Here is a 17,889-nt window from a genome sequence, read left to right on the forward strand (position 1 = left end):
GGGCGAAGAGAGTGGCGCCGGCGCTGACAGGCTCCTCTCCCCTCGGGGAGAGGTCAGCCGAGCGAAGCGGAGGCTGGGTGAGGGGGAGCGCCGTTCAATACAGCCACTTGCCTCGGCCCAGCCCCCCAACATCCGCAACAATCCGCCCAAACGCCTCAGCAGCGCGCGGCACGCTTGCGCGGGCGCGCAGAAAGCTGTGCACCAGCCGCTTCTCCTCCCGCCACACAGCCTGCCCACCAGCGGCCACAATCCGGTCGCGATAGATCTCGCCGTCCGACGACAGCGGATCGCATTCGGCGGTGACGACGACCGTCGGCGGCAGGCCGGAGAAGTCACGATCCTTGAGCGGCGAGAAAGTCGGGTCGTCCGCCGACTGTCCGGGCGCCGAGCGGATGCGCCGGTAGAACTCGATATCGACAAACGTCAGCAGCGGCGCTCCGGCATGCTCGATGTACGACCGGCCTGTCTCGTCGCCGCCAAGACCGGGATAGATCAGCATCTGGCCGATCGCATGCCGGGGATGGCGCCGCGTCGCCTGCGCCACAGCGGCCGCGAGATTGCCGCCGGCGCTTTCGCCGCAAAGCACGATCGGCAGCGCGCTCGTCGCCGCGGCCCACTCGAACACGGCAAGCGCATCGTCGAAGGAAGCGGGGTGCGGATGCTCCGGCGCCAGTCGGTAATCGGCCGAGATCACCTCGAAGCCGCCGGTGCCGGTGCAGATTTCGGCGCAGATGTCGTCGTGGCTGTTGAGGTCGCCGAGGACAAAGCCGCCGCCGTGGAAGTAGACGACGACGGCCGCCGCGACCCTGCTCGCCATGTGGTAGCGGCGGATCGGGATCGCATGCTCCGCGATGGCGACGAGGTCGTCGCTGGTAGTCACGCCTTCCGGACGGCCCTGGTGGAACGCCACGCACATTTGATTGTACACCGCGCGCTGTTCGGCGATCGGCGAGGCCACGATCTCCGGCGGGTACCAGCCGTTGACCTTGTCGATATAGTCCCACAGTTCCGGATCGAGCCTGTCGGCGTATTTGCCGCGGCTCGCCGGATCGGTTGGGTCGCAGGCCACTATCGTCAGAGCTCGGCGTAAAGCCGCGCAGCGTTCTCGAAGGTGAAGCGCAGCGGCACCGAACCCTCGACCTGCCAAACGTTGACCGTATCGCCGGCCATCAGCCGGCAGGCGTCGAGCGTGTTGGTGACGGCGCCGCCATAGAGGCGGTTGGCGAGGTTGAGGATGCCGGTCTGGTGCATGGCGGCACTCGCGCTGCCGCAGGCATCCTTGACCAGCAGCACGCGAAAACCGCGCGCCACCGCGTCCTTCACCGTGGCGTCGATGCAGGCCTCGGTCCACACGCCGGCAACGACGAGCCATTCGATGCCGGCTGCCTTGAGCTTGTCGGCAAAGTCGTTCCTGCCGAAGGCGCTCGCTTCCTGCTTGACCAGCATGGCTTCGCCGTCTTTTGGGCCGACTTCATGGCAGATCGCTGTCAGCGGATCGTCCTTGTCGGAGAAGGCCGATTTGCCGCTTTCATCCAACGGATGGAACGGCCGTGCCTCGGCGAGGTCGACGATATAGGCAAAGTGGTAGAGCGGCACGAAATTGCGCCGCGCCGCCTCCTGCAGGCGCTGGACGTTGGCGAGGATGTCGCCAAAACCCTCGACCAGATAGCGTTTGTCCTTGCGATGCTCCTCCTGGAGATCGATGAACACCGCGGCCACCGTGCCGCGCCGGATGGAAATTGGTGCTTTCATGCGTAGCCTTCGTCATTCCAGGGCGAAGCAGCCGCGAAGCGGCGTCGCGAAGACCCTGGAATCCATGCCGTTACCTTGATCGTCGATCGCTGCCTAACAGAATTCGGCACCGTGGCGAAGCGGAGACGTAACGGCATGGATTCCAGGGTCTGCGCCGCGTCGCTCCGCTCCTTGCTTCGCCCTGGAATGACGATCGCGGGCACGCCATGGCTAGCCTCGAAGCTTTGCGATATCGCACCCTGGCTGGTGGTGGGCGGAGGCATCACTTCGATCATTCCAGGAATTCATCCTCATAAGGAAACCGCGAGAGCAGTTCGGTGCCGGTCTCGGTGATCAGGATCTCGTCCTCCAGCTTGACGCCCTCGCGGCCGCCTTTCTCGCCGATATAGCTTTCGACGCTGACCACCATGCCGGGCACGATGATGCCGTCGCGGCCATAGGTCTCGTAGTCCATCGCATGCGCGATGAAAGGCGTTTCGCCATGCATGCCGACGCCGTGCATGACCGAGGTGTAGCGCTGGTCGACGAAGCGGTCGGGGATCTTCCAGGCCTTCTCGGCGATCTCGCGGAAGGCCATGCCGGGCCTCACGATCCCGATATTGTGCTGCACCTGGTCATGCGCCATGCGATAGAGCGATTTCTGGTAGGGCGTCGGCTTGCCCGGGCCGCAGCGGAAGGTGCGCGAGAAGTCGGAATAATAGCCGTAGCAGCCGATCGTATCGGTATCGAGCGCCAGCAATTCGCCCGGCCGGATCTTGCGGCCGCTGGCCTCGTTGAACCACGGATTGGTGCGCTGGCCGGAGGTCAAGAGCCGAGTCTCGATGAACTCGCCGCCCTGGCGGATCACCTCGCCATACATGATGGCGAACAGCTCGTTCTCCGAGACGCCGGGCTTGATCGCCTCGCGCACGGCGGCCACCGCAGCCTCAGCGCCGGCCATCGACACCTGCAGGCACTTCACTTCCTCCGGCGTCTTCACCGCGCGCACGGCGAGGATCTCGCCCTGGCAGTCCTTGACGTCGCAACCGCGCTTCTCCAGGGCCAGTGCCTGCAGATGGCTGCAGCGGTCGAGCCCGAGCTTCATCGAGCCGCCGCCATGCTTCTTGAGAAGCTCGGTGATCTCGTCGGCGAAGGGCCCGGCGGTCTCGTCGTCGCGGCCGGAGACCGACGACCAGACCAGCTTGGAGGGCCGCGCCTCGTCGATCGTGTCGAGCACCATCGAGACATGGTAGCTCTGCGGATATTCGAACAGCACGATCGGCCCTTCGGTCGGGATGAAGAAATAGCGCGTCGAGTTGCGTAGGAAATAGCCGAACATGTTGCGCGAGCCGGTGGCGTAGCGCTGGTTGTAAGGGTCGAACAGCACGATGGCGCCATAACCCGCCTCGCGCATCCAGGCGCGCAGTTTGGCCAGCCGCCCCTTGCGCAGCGCGTCAGCGTCGATGAAGGACGGCTCGGTGTCGGAGAGCCACATGCCGCCGGCGGGATCGGCCGCGGCCGGATGGCGCATGCGGTCCTTGAAGTCCACGTCCTCTGTGCTGTCGGGATCGAAAACGACGATGCTCATGGCGGCCTCCTGTTCGTGCGAACATAGCCGTGCGGGATGCGGAGCTTGTGCGGCATTCCGCAGATGTTGTGCTGAGTGCCGCAGGGATGTCGGGTGAGAAACGACAGGCGCCGCGTTCCTTCGCGCCCCCCTCTGTCCTGCCAGCGTCTCATCGCGCTAGCGCGCACTCCACCTAATGCCTTCGCATCGCCCTCGGCGCATGCCCATGCTCTTCCCGAAACGCCCGCGCGAAACTCGACATCGACGCGAACCCACACGCCAGCGCCACGTCGCGCACCATCAGCGTCGAGTGTGCCAGCAGGTCGGCGGCGCGCTTAAGCCTGAGGCGCCGGTAATAGCCATTGGGCGAGATATCCAGCTCGGCGCGGAAATTGCGCTCGAGCTTGTCGGGCGAGACGCCCAGCCGCTCCGCCAGCTCCGCCATGCCGAGCCGCTCCTCGACGGCGTCTTCCATGATGGCGATGGCCGACAGCACCAGCTCGTTCTGCACCCCGGTGCGCAGGCGCAGCGGCATCAGCTTGCGGTCGACGCTCGACCGCAAGGGAGAGTGCACGAACCATTCGGCGACGCCGGCCGCGATCTCGGCGCCATAGTCCTGCGTGATGATCTCCAGCATCATGTCGAGGCTGCCGACGCCGCCGGCCGAGGTGAAACGCTTGCGGTCGATAACGAAGAGATCGCGCCGAAGCTCGATGTCCGGGAACGCCTCGGTGAAGGCGGCCTGGCTGGTCCAGTGCAGGGTACAGGCATGGCCGTCGAGCAGGCCGGCGCGGGCAAGGAAGAAAGCGGCGTCCGCCACCGCGCCGATATGCGCGCCGCCGCGCAGGCGCTTGCGGATCCAGCTCATCGCCTCGTCGGCAACGACATGGTCGGCATCGCCGCCGGAGCACACCACGATGCGGTCGACCTTCGGCGCGTCGGAGGCGCAAAAGCCCGGCTGGATAACGACGCCGTTCGAGGCCTCGACGGTGCCGTGGTCGGCGCCTACGATCACCCAGCGGTAGCAGTCGCGCCTGGCAAGCACATTGGCGGCGCGCAGCGGCTCGATGACGGATGAAAACGCCATCATCGGAAAGCCGGGAAAGACCAGCACCGCGAAGGTGAGGGGGGGCTCCGTCGGTTTTGGCTGGACGCACAGGCGGGTGTTCATCGGGGCTCGTCGGCTTTGGACGGCGCACAATTCCGCCGAACGTGGCAGACGTCAACCGGATCGCCGATCCTCCGAAGCCAAGCGGGTGTGCTCGATTTGCCGCTGCGGCCCCCGGCTACTCTGTCCTGGGAGGCGTTTCGACGGCCCATTTCGGGTCTGCCCCGAATGGATGATCGATGAAGAATGCCCAGGTGCCGTCAGGAAGTTTCCGATGCACCTCCATGCCATGGTGATGCACTTCGATCGGAGCGCCCTTCCGATCCACGCCCTTGATCAGCCACTGCGACCGGGTCATCGCGAAGTCGCCGGCGACCGTTGTGTGGTGCGTGACGACATCCATATGCGGCTTCATCCCGATATAGGCAGCCATGGTCTCGCGAATGCCCTCGGCGCCGCGTGCGACCTTCGTGCCGCCATGAACCTTGTCGACCTGAACGATCGACGCCTCGGGATGATACATCGCGCTGGCAGCCTCCACGTCCTGTGCGTTGAAGGCGCGCGCAAGCCAAAGGTTACAAAGTTCGGGTGAGGGGGCGCCCATGTCGACCTCCTTGTCTTGAGACTGGATGCGCGTAATGTTTGTTTTCAAAGGACGCAAGAACACATGGCAAGTTTGAAAGTTCAGCTTGCGCAATTTACAAAGTAGCCTGCAGCGGGTTGTAAAATGGCATGATGGATCGAGATGCCGGCACCACGAATCTTTGAGCTCGCTGACCTGCAACTGGTGCGTGCCATCGCGGAATCCGGCAGCCTAAGCGCGGCGGCTCGCCGCCTGACCATTGATCATTCGACCGCCTTCCGCAGGCTTGGTGCCCTTGAGAGCCGGCTCGGCGTGCATTTGTTCGATCGTGCCAGGGACGGGTATCAGGCGAGTCCCGCTGGTGAAGCCGCCCTTGTCACGGCAATGCAAGTCTTGGACGATCTGCGCGACCTGGAGCGTCGCCTGGCGGGTCAGGATCTCAGGCCTTCCGGAACCGTCAGGGTGACGACAGCCGACACCTTGGTCGATCTGCTCGGTCCGGTCTTTGCCGATCTGGCAAGCGAATGCCCTGAGATCGTGATCGAGCTAGTCGTCGACAATTCGTTTTTCACTTTGACCAAGCGAGATGCAGATATCGCGCTGAGGCCGGTCGGAACCCCCGCGGAAAATCTGTTGGGCCGGCGGCTCGCGGCGCTGGCCACCGCTCCTTATGCTTCTCCCGCCTATCTCGCCGGGAAGCCGCCCGGCATCCCGCTCCAGCAATATGACTGGATCGGTTTCGAAGAGACCCTCGGTCATTTGCGGTCCGCGAACTGGCTAAAGCGGAACGTCATCGACAGCCGTATCGTCCACCGCGCGAATTCGCTGTTGGCTCTCAGAGCCGCGGCGCGCGCAGGCATAGGCGTCGCTGCGCTGCCTTGCTATCTCGCCGACCCAGATCCCGGTCTCAGGCGCGTCTGCGGTCCCATCGAGCAGATGGAGACGTCATTGTGGCTGCTGACGCATCCCGATCTGCGAAACGTTGCGCGCATAAGGATGGTGCTTGACGTTCTGGCTGAGCAATTGGCCCGCCGCCGCCCGTTGATCGAGGGCCGCGACCTCAAGGAGAGGGTCGACGGCAATCGATACCTGTTTTCTCAACCGCCAGGCGGCGTGAGGGGATGAGCCCATGATTTCTATCGTCTGCCGTCGGCAACAAATCCGCGCTTTCGGCATGCCGCCAGGCTTTGCAGCGGACGGCACCGCGCGGGGGGCTTGCCCGCTCATCCCCGGCCGCCGTAGCGCGGCAGCACGATGTCGGCGGTAAGCGGCGCGAGTTCCATGCCGCTTGCCAGGTCCGGGCTCAGCCAGATCATCTCCTCGATCTCGGCCGCCGGGATCGGCTCGCCGGTGATGGAGAGTTCGAACAGCTCGGCTTCGACGCGCGCATCCGCTTCGTTGGCGGCGAGGGCCGAGAAGGAGCCCAGATGGAACGCCGTGGCCGGATCGACGACGATGCCCAACTCCTCGCGCAATTCGCGGGCAAGGGCGGCGGCGGGCAACTCGCCCGGCTCGATCTTGCCGCCGGCCTGCATGAAGGTGCTGGTGCCGCGCTTGCGCACCAGAAGCAGCCTGCCGCCGTCGTCGCGGATTACCGCGGCGGCGATACGGATCGTCCTGGCCCGCACAGTCGTTGCCCGCATTGTCCTGGAATGGCTGGTGGTCACGATAGGCTGTTTCCCGGCGGCGGTTTTGGTGGCACAGAAAGATGAACTCTAGCTGGCCGTGCGGCCGGCTTGCAACGGAGAGATCACGCGATGTTTGCGGCAACGGCAATCGACACAAGCGACAAGCCGGCCTTCTACAAGGAGTTGGCCACGCAATTGAAAGCGCTGCTGGAAGGCGAGAGCGATTCGATCGCCAACGCCGCCAACACGGCTGCGCTGATCTACCAGATGGTGCCCGACCTCAACTGGGCCGGCTTCTATTTCCTGGCATCCGACGACGAACTGGTGCTCGGCCCCTTCCAGGGCAAGCCGGCCTGCGTGCGCATCGCTGTCGGCACGGGCGTCTGCGGCAAGGCCATCGAGCTCGACATGTCGATGCTGGTCAAGGACGTGCACGATTTTCCGGGCCACATCGCCTGCGATGCCGATTCGCGCTCGGAACTCGTCGTGCTTTTGCGCGACGCCGACGGCACGTTCGGTGTGCTCGACCTCGACAGCCCGCTGCCCGGCCGCTTCGACAGGCAAGACCAGGCCGGGATCGAGAAGCTCGCCGCGATCTATGTCGCGGCGACCTCGTTCGAAAACGATGACGAGGATTAGGCCCTATCGGGGCTCGGGCGAGGCGGGCCTCGCCTGAGCGTCAGGTGAACTTCACCAGCATCAGGCTGAAGCAGCCGATGAACAGGAAGGCCGAGAAGGCCAGCATCAGGGGCCGCAGGCCGCGCGATCGCAACTGGGAAATGTCGGCCTGAAGGCCCATGGCGGCGAGCCCCATGGTCAGCATGACCTGCGCGGCCAGGGCGACTGCGGCATGGATCTGGGCGGGGAGCGCGACGAGGCTGTTCAGCGCCACGACGGCGACGAAGGCCACGACGAACCAGGGCATTGGCGGTTTTGCGCCGGAAGCATCAGTGCTGCCGCGGCGCGCCATCAGGCCGAGCGCGATGACCATCGGCGCTAGCATCGCGACACGCGTCAGCTTGGCGACGGTCGCCGTCTCGCCGGCGAGCGTGCCGTTCTGGAAGCCGGCGCCGATGACCTGCGCAACCTCATGGATCGAAGCGCCCGCCCAGAGGCCGAAAGCATGCTGGTCGAGCCCGAGAGCCGGCGCAAGCAGCGGAAAGCCGAGCATGGCGACGGTGCCGAACAGCGTGATCGCGGCAACCGCATAGGTGACGTCCTCGTCGCGCGCGTCGGTGACGATGTTGGTCGCGACGATCGCCGAGGCGCCGCAGATCGATGTGCCGGCGGCGATCAACTGCGCCAGCTTGCGGTCGACGCCGATCAACCGGCCGAGCGTGACCGTGAACAGGAAGGTGGCGCCCAGCGTGGCCGCGACGATGCCGACGCCGCCGATGCCGATGCCCGCCACCTGGCCGAGCGTGAGCTGGAAGCCGAGCAGCACGATGGCGAAGCGCAGCAGGCGCTTTTGCGAAAACGCGATGCCTGCCTTGGCGTGGGTGGGAAGGCCAAGCACGTTGGAATAGACCATGCCGGCGACGACCGCGAGGATCATCGGGCTGAACAGAGTGAGGCCGGAGAGGTTGCGCGCCGAATAGGCGACGGTCGTGATCATCGCCACCAGGACGATTCCCGGCACGATGCCGGACCAGGCCGGCGCGAGGGCGGGGCCGTTGCCGGCCGGATCGAGGCCTTTTGGAAGATCGTTCGCGATGGCAGGCAGGAAAGACAATTGAATTCTCCAGGCACTCTGGTCGCCGAAATGCCATTCCAGAACCAATCTTTCCAACGAATTATTCGAGTTATAATGATCGATTTTTCAGAACGATCTCTGCGGAAGCTGGCTCGATGGCCCGCGCTGGCGTCCGACAGGGCGCTTGCCGCATCGTTATTTCTGACGCTATACGACGACCCAATCCACTACAATCGAGCACCACGCCCGGCCGAGAAAGAGAACCATGTCCCACAATCTGCAGTTCTATATCGACGGCGCCTGGGTCGACCCGGTGGTGCCGAACACGCTCGATGTCATCGATCCATCCAGCGAGGACGCGTTCGCGCAGATTTCGCTGGGCTCCAAGGCCGATGTCGACAAGGCGGTGGCAGCAGCCAAGCGCGCCTTCGCCAGTTTCGGCTTCACTTCGGTAGAGGAACGGCTCGATATCCTCAACCGCGTCATCGAAATCTACAAGAAGCGCAGCAAGGACCTTGCGCTCGCCGTCTCGCGCGAGATGGGCGCGCCGCGCCAGATGGCGCTGGACAGCCAGGTCGGCGTCGGCCAAGCACACCTGGAAAAGATGGCCGAAGTGCTGAAGGCTTTCCAGTTCCGTCACGTCAAAGGCTCCTCGCTCATCGTCAAGGAGCCGATCGGCGTCGTCGGCCTGATCACGCCGTGGAACTGGCCGCTTAACCAGATCACTTGCAAGGTCGGCCCCGCCCTTGCCGCCGGCTGCACCATGGTGCTGAAGCCGTCGGAGATCGCGCCGCTCGACGCCGTTATCTTCGCCGAGATCATCGACGAGGCCGGCGTGCCGAAGGGCGTCTTCAACCTCGTCAACGGCGATGGCCCAACCGTCGGCCAGGCTCTGGCCAGCCATCCCGATGTCGACATGATGTCGTTTACGGGTTCGACACGCGCCGGCATCCTGGTCGCCAAGGCCGCCGCCGATACGGTCAAGCGCGTGCATCAGGAACTCGGCGGCAAGTCGGCCAACATCCTGTTCCCCGATGTCGATCTGGAGAGAGCCGTGACCAAGGGCGTCGCCGGCTGTTTCGGCAACAGCGGCCAGTCCTGCAACGCGCCGACCCGCATGTTCGTGCCGCGCGATCGTCACGACGAGGCGGCAAGCTACGCCAAGAGGGCGGCGGAGAAATTCACCGTCGGTCCGGCCGACGCGCCGGGTTCCAAGCTCGGCCCGGTGGTCAGCCAGCTGCAGTTCGACAAGATCCAGGGCTTGATCCAGAGCGGCATCGACGAGGGCGCCACGCTTGTAACCGGCGGCCCAGGCCGTCCGGCGGAGCTGAACCGCGGCTATTACGTCCGCCCGACCGTGTTCGCCAATGTCACGCACGACATGCGCATCGCCACCGAAGAGATTTTCGGGCCGGTGCTGTCGATCATGCCTTACGATACGGTCGAGCAGGCGGTCGAGCAGGCCAACGACACCGTCTTCGGCCTCGCCTCCTACATCCAGGCCAAGGACATCGAGAAGGCGCGCCAGGTCGCCGCCCGCATGCGCTCCGGCAATGTCTACATCAACTACCCGACCTGGGACGCGGGCCTGCCCTTCGGCGGCTACAAGCAGTCCGGCAACGGCCGCGAATACGCCGAATATGGCCTTGAGGATTTCCTCGAGATCAAGGGCATCGCGGGGTATGAGGCGGCGGAGTAGGTTTCGCGAGTTCGAAGTCGGAGAGCCAAGGTTTTGAAGCTGTCTAGGGCGCGGTTTCGGCCGCGCCCTTTCTTTTCGCCCTGCCGACCTCTGGTTCTGGCGCGCTACCTGACAGCGCGATTTGGCCTTCTCGGTCCTGGCAAGCTTTCACAGGGATTTGCGGCCAATCTGGCCGATCGCCGATCTCTCAGCCACCGGGCCTTCTTTTCGCTTGCCAGCATCCCATTGCCATCGTCATCGGCGGTCGCTCGGCCTTGCATTGCGGCAATCGCATAGTCGGCTCTGTTGGTTCGATAGTCTTCTTTTTGCGCAGACATCATTTCCTCCCAGTCCGCAGGCGTTGCCCTCCGTTTTTGGCCTGGTGGAGGCACTAAGCCGCCGATGTTTCGTGGGTGTCTACCAATTGGAGATTGAGTAAATCGATACACTCCGCCGCGCGCGGGCAGCGGGTTGTCACGGGCTGAGCGGCGAATTGGGTTGCAACTTCGATAGGCAGGCGTTTTCGCACATTGATCATTGACGGAAAGTTCCAATATATATAATTATTTCAAAGATTTAGCTCTTTGAAAGCGGGCGGCATCGAGAGGGCCTGGTCAGCCAAAGGTTCTGCAGCTATCTGTGCAATGACATCAAGTTGCCGCTGAGCGAGTTCCAGTAGCGATCCGATGCCATGATGCCTCCGCAATTCCCGTGCGGCGGCGCCGATCCGTGCCTGCGCCGCTTCAGCAAGCCGTTCGCCGCGCGAAATGTTCATAGGTCACGCGCCAGGGATCGCTCTCGGCGGCTCTCTCTTCGCCGATCCAATGGAAGCTGTCGTCAGTGATCTCGGTGAAGCGCCATCGCGCTTGCAGGCCGCGCGAGTCCTCGCCGATCTGGACGATGTCGTTGCCTTCCGCACGTCCGATCTGGCGCGAGTAATCCTGGTTGAGCGGATCGCTCCAGATGATGTGCCAGCCTCCGATCCCGGGATCGAAGATGCGCAAAGTCGTGCCGTACATGGTGGACGGGGCAGGGCGCCTGGGCCTGATCCAGATGTCCTGAATGGCGCGGCCTTCGAGCACCCAGCCGAAATGGCATTCGCCATCCCAGTTCTGGATTGTGCCATCGTCGAGGTGGTGGACCGTGTCCATTTCCCAACTCCCGATCAGCCAGCCATACAGGGCCATGTCTTCAGTTCGGTCGGCTGGAGGACCTTCTGACCCGAGAGCGCTGAGAAACGCGGAAATTGTGGTCGTCATGATTTTCTCCAATTGACGGTTGCGCAGCGACAAGACGCTGGAGCATTGGCCGTCATGACCGTTGCAGCGTCGCGGGTTCCGGGTCTTGGGAAAAATTGCTGTAATGCCGGTATCGGTGAGCACTTGCGAGGCTGCCAGCGGGCAGTCTCCGACCTGCCTTCCGCTGACGCAGCGAACGGCTGTCCCGGGACTAACGGTCTACCTGCGCCCTGCCTCGATGATACCAACCATCGCCCGGGTAAATTCGACCATGCTGTTTGCCGTCATAGCCGCATTGTCTGGGGATTGGCCGATATGCTCGGCCGCTCCGCAACATGATCGGCGGAAGCTGTCGTAGTACGGATCTCTCTCATCGTCCGGCAGTTCCGCCAAATTCAGGGCGCGACTATGGATCACGCGCAATAGCTGCGCCAATGCTGTTTCGACACTCATGCGTTTTGCTCCGCATCGGTCGAACGTCTCGGCACACCGAGTGCCGGATCGTCGATCGGGTATATTCCCGATTCGAGCAGGTTGCATTGGAGCCGTTAATATATTGTTGATTGCTAATATTAATGGCAGATCAACGGGAATCGGCCGTGCCGGCGATGAACTCACGGTTTAGGTTTGAAAATGCGCGGAAACCTTTGGCTGGGGAACCTGGATTCGAACCAGGACTAACGGAGTCAGAGTCCGTGGGTCTACCGTTAACCTATTCCCCAGCAGGCGCGTCTGGTAACGCGCGAAGCGGGCGGCTCATATGCCGCGAGCGCTGCCTTGTAGCCGCCATCCGAAAATAGTCAAGCCCGCAGCTGGTTCAACCGCAGCCTTTTTAAGCCTTTGTCGGATGCATGTCGTCCTCCCAAAACCGCTCCGCACTTTTGGGCAACATGCATTGGCTCTCCCACGGGTCGGCGGAAGACTTCAACTCTCGCCGCGGCTGTATTGCGAGTGCTCGAAATAGAGCACGAGGCCCAGGCCGATCACCAGCGGAATGATGAGATAGAACAGGCGGAACACCAGAAGCGCGGCGAGCACGCCAACCGGATCCATGTCGGAAAGGCCGGTGAGGAAGACGACCTCGAACACGCCAAGCGCGCCCGGCGCATGCGACAGGAGCCCGATCGAGAACGACACCATGAACACGCCGAGCACGACGAAATAGCCGGGATTGCCGGCTTCCGGCAGGGCGAAATAGATGATCGCGGCGGCGGCCAGCAATTCGACAGGGCCGACCAGCAACTGCCGCGCCACGATCGGCAGCGCCGGGTAGTGCAGTTGGAAGCTGCCGATCTTCAGCGGCCTGAGCCGCAGCCAGCTGCCAAAGGCATAGGCGCCGGCAAGGATGAGCATGGCGAGCCCTGCGGCGAGTGCCGCGCCGTGATGCGGCGCGCCCGTGAAACGATCGATGATCTCAGGTTCCAGCAGAAGCACGAGGCCGCCCACGAAAACGCTGGACAGCATGAAGGTAAACCAGCAGATCGCCACCAGCACGCCGACCTCCTGGCCGGTCAGCCCCCTCGTGGCGTAGGCGCGGTAACGGATCACCGCGCCGGAGAACACCGAGCCGCCGATATTGTGCGACACCGCATAGGTGGTGAAGGAGCACAGCGTGACGAACAGCCACGAGACCTTCTTGCCGATATGCAGCAGCGCGATGTGGTCGTAGCCAGCGAGCGAGGCGTAGGCTACGACCGCGCTCAGCGCCGCCAGAACCCAGTCCCGCGTCGGGATGGCGGCAATGCCGATCCAGACATCGTTGAGCGAAATGCCGCGCAGTTCGTGGATGAGCAGCCACAGCGAGAACGCCACGGCCGCGATGCCTATGACCGGCCAGAAATAGCGCCTCCAATTCATGGCGTCGTCATCATGCGTTGCAGCTCATTGGCTTGATGTTGCCCGGACCCTTCCAAACCCTCATTCGAGACATGCCTGATTGAAGCCGGCTATTCAACCGGCAAGACATTGCCCTAACGTGACGCTGGCAAAATAGGACGTTGGCGAAATTAGGCCGACCGCTCTTGGTGATTGCGAGCGGCGCTGCTAGTCTGTCGCCAACTTGAAACAAATCGAGGTGCCTGCTGCGTCCGTTTCCGGTTCGCGCGGCGCCGGAAGGAACTGAAGTGGAAGACCACGACACCGGCGCGGGCGCGTCGGCAGTGGGCATGTCTGGGGCATCGCCGACGGAATCGGTGGGCCCGCCCGCGGGGCGGTTCAGCCGCCACGCAGGCGCGCATGCCAGAGCCGACCATCATGGCGAACAGCCGAACGGCAAGACGCGTAAGCGCCGCAAACGCCGCCGTGGCCGCAAGGTGTTTGCGCGCGACGAGAACGGCGCCTTGCCGCTTGTCGCGCCTGCCGCCAGCTCCGCAAGCCAGCCTCAGGGCGCACCGCCGCGGATTGAGCCAAGGCCGCCGCTCCCGGCCCCGCCGCGTCCGCCGCAGCAGGAATTGCCTGTCTTCGCCGCGCTCGATCTCGGCACCAACAATTGCCGTTTGCTGGTCGCGGTGCCTGGCCGCCACGGCCAGTTCCGCGTCATCGACGCTTTCTCGCGCATCGTCAGGCTGGGCGAGGGGCTGACGGCCAGCGGCCGGCTCAACCAGGCCGCGATGGACCGCGCGGTCGAGGCGCTGAAGATTTGCGGCGAGAAGCTGCGCAACCGCAAGATCAGGAAAGCCAGGCTGATCGCCACCGAAGCCTGCCGTTCGGCCGCCAACGGTGTCGAATTCCTCGATCGCGTCGAGCGCGAGGCCGGGCTGAAGCTCGAGATCATCGACCGCCAGACCGAGGCCCGCCTTGCCGTTTCCGGCTGCGGCTCGCTGGTCGAGCGCGACACGCAAGGCGTGGTGCTGTTCGACATCGGCGGCGGCTCGTCCGAAATTGCGCTGATCGACCTGACCGGACGGCGCTCGCCACGGTTGGCCAACCACATCGTGTCGTGGACCTCGCTGCCCGTCGGCGTAGTGTCGCTCGCCGAACGCTTCGGCGGTCGCACGGTGACGCGCGAGACTTTTGCCGCGATGGTCGACGACGTGGCCGCGCGGTTGAAGGTCTTCGATGGCCGCGACCGGCTCGCGCATGTGCTGGCCAGCCCCAACTTCCATCTGCTCGGCACTTCCGGCACGGTGACGACGCTTGCCGGCGTGCATCTCGATCTCGAGCGCTACGACCGCCGCCGCGTCGACGGGCTGTGGATGGACCGCGACAGCGTCGACCGCATGATCGAGCGGCTGATCGGCTGGGATTTCCAGCAGCGTTGCGCCAACCCCTGCATCGGCGCCGATCGCGCCGATCTCGTGCTCGCCGGCTGCGCCATCCTGGAAGCGATCCGCGCTGTTTGGCCGTCGGAGCGGCTGCGCGTCGCCGACCGCGGCCTGCGCGAGGGAATCCTGAGCGAGCTGATGGCCGATGCCGGCGTCTGGCGTAATGATGGGCGCGGCCGCTTATGACGAAGAAACCCGAAAAGCCGGGCTCGGCCAGCATTCGCGTCCTCAAGACCCGGATCAAGAAAAAAAGCGGCCTGAAGGAATCTTCGCGCCGCTGGCTCGAGCGTCACATGAACGATCCCTATGTGCAGCGCTCCAAGGCCGACGGCTACCGCTCCCGCGCCGCCTACAAGCTGATCGAGATTGACGACAAGCACCATCTCCTGAAGCCCGGCATGAAGGTGATCGACCTCGGTGCGGCCCCCGGCGGCTGGTGCCAGGTGGCGGCCGCGCGGACGAAGTCGACCGCCGAAAACCCGCACGTCGTCGGCATCGACTATCTCGAAATGGACGCGGTGCCGGGGGCGCCGGTGCTGCTCATGGATTTCCTCGATCCCGACGCGCCGCAGAGGCTTGCCGAGGCGCTCGGCGGCCGGCCGGACGTGGTGCTGTCCGATATGGCCGCACCGACCACCGGCCATCGCCGCACCGATCACCTGCGCACCATGCATCTGTGCGAAGTCGCGGCCGATTTCGCGCTGCATGTCCTGAAGCCCGGCGGGCATTTCCTGGCCAAGACATTCCAGGGCGGCGCCGAGAACGAGCTGCTCTCCATGCTCAAGAAGAATTTCCGCTCGGTCCACCATGTCAAGCCGCCGGCCTCGCGGGATGAGTCAGTAGAGCTCTATTTGTTGGCGAAGGAGTTCAAGGGGTAGCGCCTTCTCCTTCTCCCTTTGTGGGCCCCTTGTGGGAGAAGGTGGCCGCGAAGCGGCCGGATGAGGGGCGTTCCAGGGAACGCTAGCGTCTCACTCCGCTGGAACACCCCTCATCCGTCTCGGCGCTGCGCGCCGATCCACCTTCTCCCGCAAGGAAAGAAGGGAAAGGCGGCTACTTCCCCGCGGTGCTCACCGTCTCCAGCGTTTTCGGCGCCGTTAACCGCCCATGCCCGGACACTGCGTTGCCGGCGTCCGGCGCCAGCCGCATGAAGGTGATCGACGCCACCGCCGAGACCGCTGCCACGATGAAGAAGGCGATGTGGAAGTCGCTCAAGGTCAGCGGACCGCCATGGATAGAGGTCGACACTTCGAGGATGCCGCCGGCCAGCGCCACGCCGAGCGCGATCGACAATTGCTGGAAGACCGCCGTGATCGGCGTCGCCTTGCTGGTGTCGGCGGGCGTGATCTCGGCATAGGAGAGCGCATTGACGCCGGTGAAGAACATCGAGCGGATGAAGCCGCCGACCAAAAGTATCGCCAGCATCAGCGCGTAAGGCGTCTGCGGCGTGAACAGGCCGTAGATGGCGATCGACGCGGCCGCGACCAGCGAGCCCCAGATCAGCACGCGCCGGAAGCCGGCAAGGCGGAAGAGCAGCGCGGTGACGAACTTCATGCCGATGGCGCCGATCGCCGAAACGAAGGTGATCATGCCGGATTGGAACGGCGTCAGTCCGAAACCGATCTGGAACATCAGTGGCAGAAGAAACGGCACCGCGCCGATGCCGACGCGAAACAGCGAGCCGCCAAGCACGGAGGATCGGAAGACCTGGTTGCGGAAAAGCTCCAGCGCCAGCAGCGGGTTCTTGGCGCGGCGGGCATGGAGGAGATAGAGCGCGCCCGCGACCACGCCGACGGCAACGGTGATGAAGCCGGCCATTGGCGGCAGCGCCGGCAGGCTGACGACGGAAAGGCCGAAGACGACGCCGGAAGCGGCGAGCCCGGAGAGCACGAATCCCGGGAAATCAAGCGGCGGCGTCTCGGCCGGCTCGGTTTCCGGCAAGTAACGCGTGGCGAGCCACATCCCGATGAGGCCGATCGGCACGTTGATCAGAAATATCCAGTGCCAGGTGAAATAGGTGGTGATGAAGCCGCCGATCGGCGGACCGACCAGGGGGCCGACCAGCGCCGGCACGGTCAGCCAGGACATTGCTGCGACCAGATCGCTCTTCGGCGTGGCGCGCACCAGCACCAGGCGCCCGACCGGCGTCATCATCGCACCGCCCATGCCTTGCAGGAAACGCGACACCACGAAGGCCGGCAGCGAATTGGCGAAGGTGCAGGCGACCGAGCCGGCGATGAAGACGCCGATCGCGGCGCGAAACACGTTCTTGGCCCCGAACCGGTCCGCCATCCAGCCGCTGATCGGAATGAAGATCGCCAGCGACACCAGATAGGACGTCAGCGCCAGCTTCAGCGCGATCGGGCTGGTGTGGATGTCGACGGCGATCGCCGGCAGCGACGTCGCGATCACGGTCGAATCCATGTTCTCCATGAAAAGTGCGACCGCCAGGATAAGCGGGATGATGCGGTTCAAGGGAAACGCCCTGATTTGTCTTTGCGATTCTAGGCCCGGCTTGGGGGCGAACCGGTGCGACCGGGCGGTTATCACGCCTCGGCCCGGATGTCGCATTAAATGCTGTCACTTTTGTGCGACCGCAACCCTCGGTGGCGATCACATAACCCGGGATCCTTGATAAAAGCGGGCTCTGGTATTATTGTAGTGAAAATAACTACAAGATAGGTGCGATCATGGATGAAGCCGTTACGGCAGCCGATGCCAATCGCAGGTTCTCTCATATCCTGCGTGAGGTACGCGAGGGGCAGAGCTATGTCGTAACCAGCCATGGGCGGCCGGTGGCTCGGATCGTGCCTGCCGGGAAGCATGAGGGCGTGGCGGTCCGCTCGCGCATGGCGTTGTTGTCGCGACTTGAGCGGCAGCCGGTCGTCGATGCCGGACGCTGGACGCGCGACGAGCTTTACGAGGACGACCGGTGAAGGTCGCACTCGATACAAACATCCTTGCCTACGCGGAAGGGGTCAATGGCTCCGAAAAGCGCGATACCGTTCTCGAACTGTTGCGCAACGTACCACAAGAGGCTGCTGTCGTTCCGATCCAGGTGCTAGGCGAACTTTATAATGTGCTTGTCCGTAAGGCCGGGCGATCGCCGGAAATCGCTCGCGACGCGCTCCTGAGTTGGCGGGATGCATTTCCGGTTGCCGGAACGACACCCGAAGTGATGATGATGGCAGCCGATCTGGCCGCCGATCACCTTTTTGGCATCTGGGATGCAGTCATTCTTTCCACGGCCTCGCAAACCGGTTGCCGGCTGCTCCTGTCCGAGGACCTACAAGATGGCTTTACCTGGGGCGGCGTAACGGTCACCAATCCTTTTGCGTCGCCGCGTCATGCTTTGCTCGATGCCTTCCTTGGCGCCGATTAGCATCCTGACATACCGCGCAAC

Annotated in this window: 20 protein-coding genes and 1 tRNA gene; 7 read left to right on the forward strand and 14 right to left on the reverse strand. The window is 64.0% G+C overall.

Annotated elements, in window-relative coordinates:
* Positions 1 to 94 precede the first annotated feature (94 nt).
* The 6 genes from AC0L2L_RS18490 to AC0L2L_RS18515 form a co-directional block, all read right to left on the reverse strand.
* Entirely contained in the window at positions 95 to 1,069 is a 975-nt protein-coding gene (locus AC0L2L_RS18490) for an alpha/beta hydrolase (protein ID WP_473580001.1), read from the reverse strand.
* Positions 1,070 to 1,074: 5 nt separating this feature from the next.
* Positions 1,075 to 1,752 carry an isochorismatase family protein gene (locus tag AC0L2L_RS18495; protein WP_473580002.1) on the reverse strand — a complete coding sequence of 226 codons (678 nt, stop codon included), beginning with the start codon at positions 1,750 to 1,752 and terminating at the stop codon, positions 1,075 to 1,077.
* The gene (locus AC0L2L_RS18500; RefSeq protein WP_473580003.1) at positions 1,749 to 2,027 is read right to left on the reverse strand and encodes a hypothetical protein; all 279 of its coding nucleotides are present in this window, start codon (positions 2,025 to 2,027) and stop codon (positions 1,749 to 1,751) included. Before AC0L2L_RS18500 ends, AC0L2L_RS18495 begins: the two co-directional genes overlap by 4 nt.
* Entirely contained in the window at positions 2,024 to 3,319 is a 1,296-nt protein-coding gene (locus tag AC0L2L_RS18505) for a M24 family metallopeptidase (RefSeq protein ID WP_473580004.1), read from the reverse strand. Before AC0L2L_RS18505 ends, AC0L2L_RS18500 begins: the two co-directional genes overlap by 4 nt.
* 172 nt (positions 3,320 to 3,491) lie before the next feature.
* Entirely contained in the window at positions 3,492 to 4,469 is a 978-nt protein-coding gene (locus tag AC0L2L_RS18510; RefSeq protein WP_473580005.1) for a GlxA family transcriptional regulator, read from the reverse strand.
* 115 nt (positions 4,470 to 4,584) lie between these two features.
* Entirely contained in the window at positions 4,585 to 5,103 is a 519-nt protein-coding gene (locus AC0L2L_RS18515; protein ID WP_473580006.1) for a YybH family protein, read from the reverse strand.
* Positions 5,104 to 5,151: 48 nt separating this feature from the next.
* Between AC0L2L_RS18515 and AC0L2L_RS18520 the strand changes: the two genes are divergently transcribed.
* Positions 5,152 to 6,114: a LysR family transcriptional regulator gene (locus AC0L2L_RS18520; RefSeq protein ID WP_473580007.1), complete on the forward strand. Its 963-nt coding sequence runs from the start codon at positions 5,152 to 5,154 to the stop codon at positions 6,112 to 6,114.
* A 98-nt stretch (positions 6,115 to 6,212) separates the two neighbouring features.
* On the opposite strand, the gene AC0L2L_RS18525 is transcribed toward AC0L2L_RS18520, so the two are convergent.
* Entirely contained in the window at positions 6,213 to 6,656 is a 444-nt protein-coding gene (locus AC0L2L_RS18525) for an NUDIX hydrolase (protein ID WP_473580008.1), read from the reverse strand.
* Positions 6,657 to 6,746: 90 nt separating this feature from the next.
* Between AC0L2L_RS18525 and AC0L2L_RS18530 the strand changes: the two genes are divergently transcribed.
* Positions 6,747 to 7,256, forward strand: coding sequence for a GAF domain-containing protein (locus tag AC0L2L_RS18530; RefSeq protein ID WP_473580009.1), 510 nt, complete (start codon positions 6,747 to 6,749; stop codon positions 7,254 to 7,256).
* 40 nt (positions 7,257 to 7,296) lie between these two features.
* Here the strand turns inward: AC0L2L_RS18530 and AC0L2L_RS18535 are convergent, their stop codons facing one another.
* The gene (locus AC0L2L_RS18535) at positions 7,297 to 8,349 is read right to left on the reverse strand and encodes a YeiH family protein (RefSeq protein WP_473580010.1); all 1,053 of its coding nucleotides are present in this window, start codon (positions 8,347 to 8,349) and stop codon (positions 7,297 to 7,299) included.
* A 226-nt stretch (positions 8,350 to 8,575) separates the two neighbouring features.
* On the opposite strand from AC0L2L_RS18535, the gene AC0L2L_RS18540 reads away from it, so the two are divergent.
* Entirely contained in the window at positions 8,576 to 10,009 is a 1,434-nt protein-coding gene (locus AC0L2L_RS18540; RefSeq protein ID WP_473580011.1) for an aldehyde dehydrogenase family protein, read from the forward strand.
* A 547-nt stretch (positions 10,010 to 10,556) separates the two neighbouring features.
* On the opposite strand, the gene AC0L2L_RS18545 is transcribed toward AC0L2L_RS18540, so the two are convergent.
* From AC0L2L_RS18545 to AC0L2L_RS18565, 5 genes are all read right to left on the reverse strand, one after another.
* Positions 10,557 to 10,763 (reverse strand): hypothetical protein, encoded by a 207-nt coding sequence (locus AC0L2L_RS18545; protein ID WP_473580012.1) that lies wholly within the window; start codon positions 10,761 to 10,763, stop codon positions 10,557 to 10,559.
* Positions 10,732 to 11,370: a hypothetical protein gene (locus tag AC0L2L_RS18550; RefSeq protein WP_473580013.1), complete on the reverse strand. Its 639-nt coding sequence runs from the start codon at positions 11,368 to 11,370 to the stop codon at positions 10,732 to 10,734. The genes AC0L2L_RS18545 and AC0L2L_RS18550 overlap by 32 nt, the downstream gene beginning before the upstream one ends.
* A gap of 75 nt (positions 11,371 to 11,445) precedes the next feature.
* Positions 11,446 to 11,679 (reverse strand): hypothetical protein, encoded by a 234-nt coding sequence (locus tag AC0L2L_RS18555; protein ID WP_027168003.1) that lies wholly within the window; start codon positions 11,677 to 11,679, stop codon positions 11,446 to 11,448.
* A 195-nt stretch (positions 11,680 to 11,874) separates the two neighbouring features.
* Positions 11,875 to 11,948 (reverse strand) — tRNA-Gln (locus AC0L2L_RS18560).
* 202 nt (positions 11,949 to 12,150) lie between these two features.
* Entirely contained in the window at positions 12,151 to 13,083 is a 933-nt protein-coding gene (locus AC0L2L_RS18565) for a lysylphosphatidylglycerol synthase transmembrane domain-containing protein (RefSeq protein WP_473580014.1), read from the reverse strand.
* Positions 13,084 to 13,349: 266 nt separating this feature from the next.
* Between AC0L2L_RS18565 and AC0L2L_RS18570 the strand changes: the two genes are divergently transcribed.
* Positions 13,350 to 14,675 (forward strand): Ppx/GppA phosphatase family protein, encoded by a 1,326-nt coding sequence (locus AC0L2L_RS18570; protein ID WP_473580015.1) that lies wholly within the window; start codon positions 13,350 to 13,352, stop codon positions 14,673 to 14,675.
* Positions 14,672 to 15,367, forward strand: coding sequence for an RlmE family RNA methyltransferase (locus tag AC0L2L_RS18575; protein ID WP_473580016.1), 696 nt, complete (start codon positions 14,672 to 14,674; stop codon positions 15,365 to 15,367). The genes AC0L2L_RS18570 and AC0L2L_RS18575 overlap by 4 nt, the downstream gene beginning before the upstream one ends.
* A gap of 172 nt (positions 15,368 to 15,539) precedes the next feature.
* Here the strand turns inward: AC0L2L_RS18575 and AC0L2L_RS18580 are convergent, their stop codons facing one another.
* Positions 15,540 to 16,961, reverse strand: a complete 1,422-nt coding sequence (locus tag AC0L2L_RS18580; protein ID WP_473580017.1) for an MFS transporter — start codon at positions 16,959 to 16,961, stop codon at positions 15,540 to 15,542.
* Between the two features lie 215 nt (positions 16,962 to 17,176).
* Between AC0L2L_RS18580 and AC0L2L_RS18585 the strand changes: the two genes are divergently transcribed.
* Positions 17,177 to 17,422 (forward strand): type II toxin-antitoxin system Phd/YefM family antitoxin, encoded by a 246-nt coding sequence (locus tag AC0L2L_RS18585; protein WP_473580018.1) that lies wholly within the window; start codon positions 17,177 to 17,179, stop codon positions 17,420 to 17,422.
* Entirely contained in the window at positions 17,419 to 17,868 is a 450-nt protein-coding gene (locus AC0L2L_RS18590; protein ID WP_473580019.1) for a PIN domain-containing protein, read from the forward strand. Before AC0L2L_RS18585 ends, AC0L2L_RS18590 begins: the two co-directional genes overlap by 4 nt.
* The last annotated feature ends 21 nt before the right edge of the window (positions 17,869 to 17,889 follow it).

It is taken from the genome of Mesorhizobium sp. WSM4832, assembly GCF_055811115.1.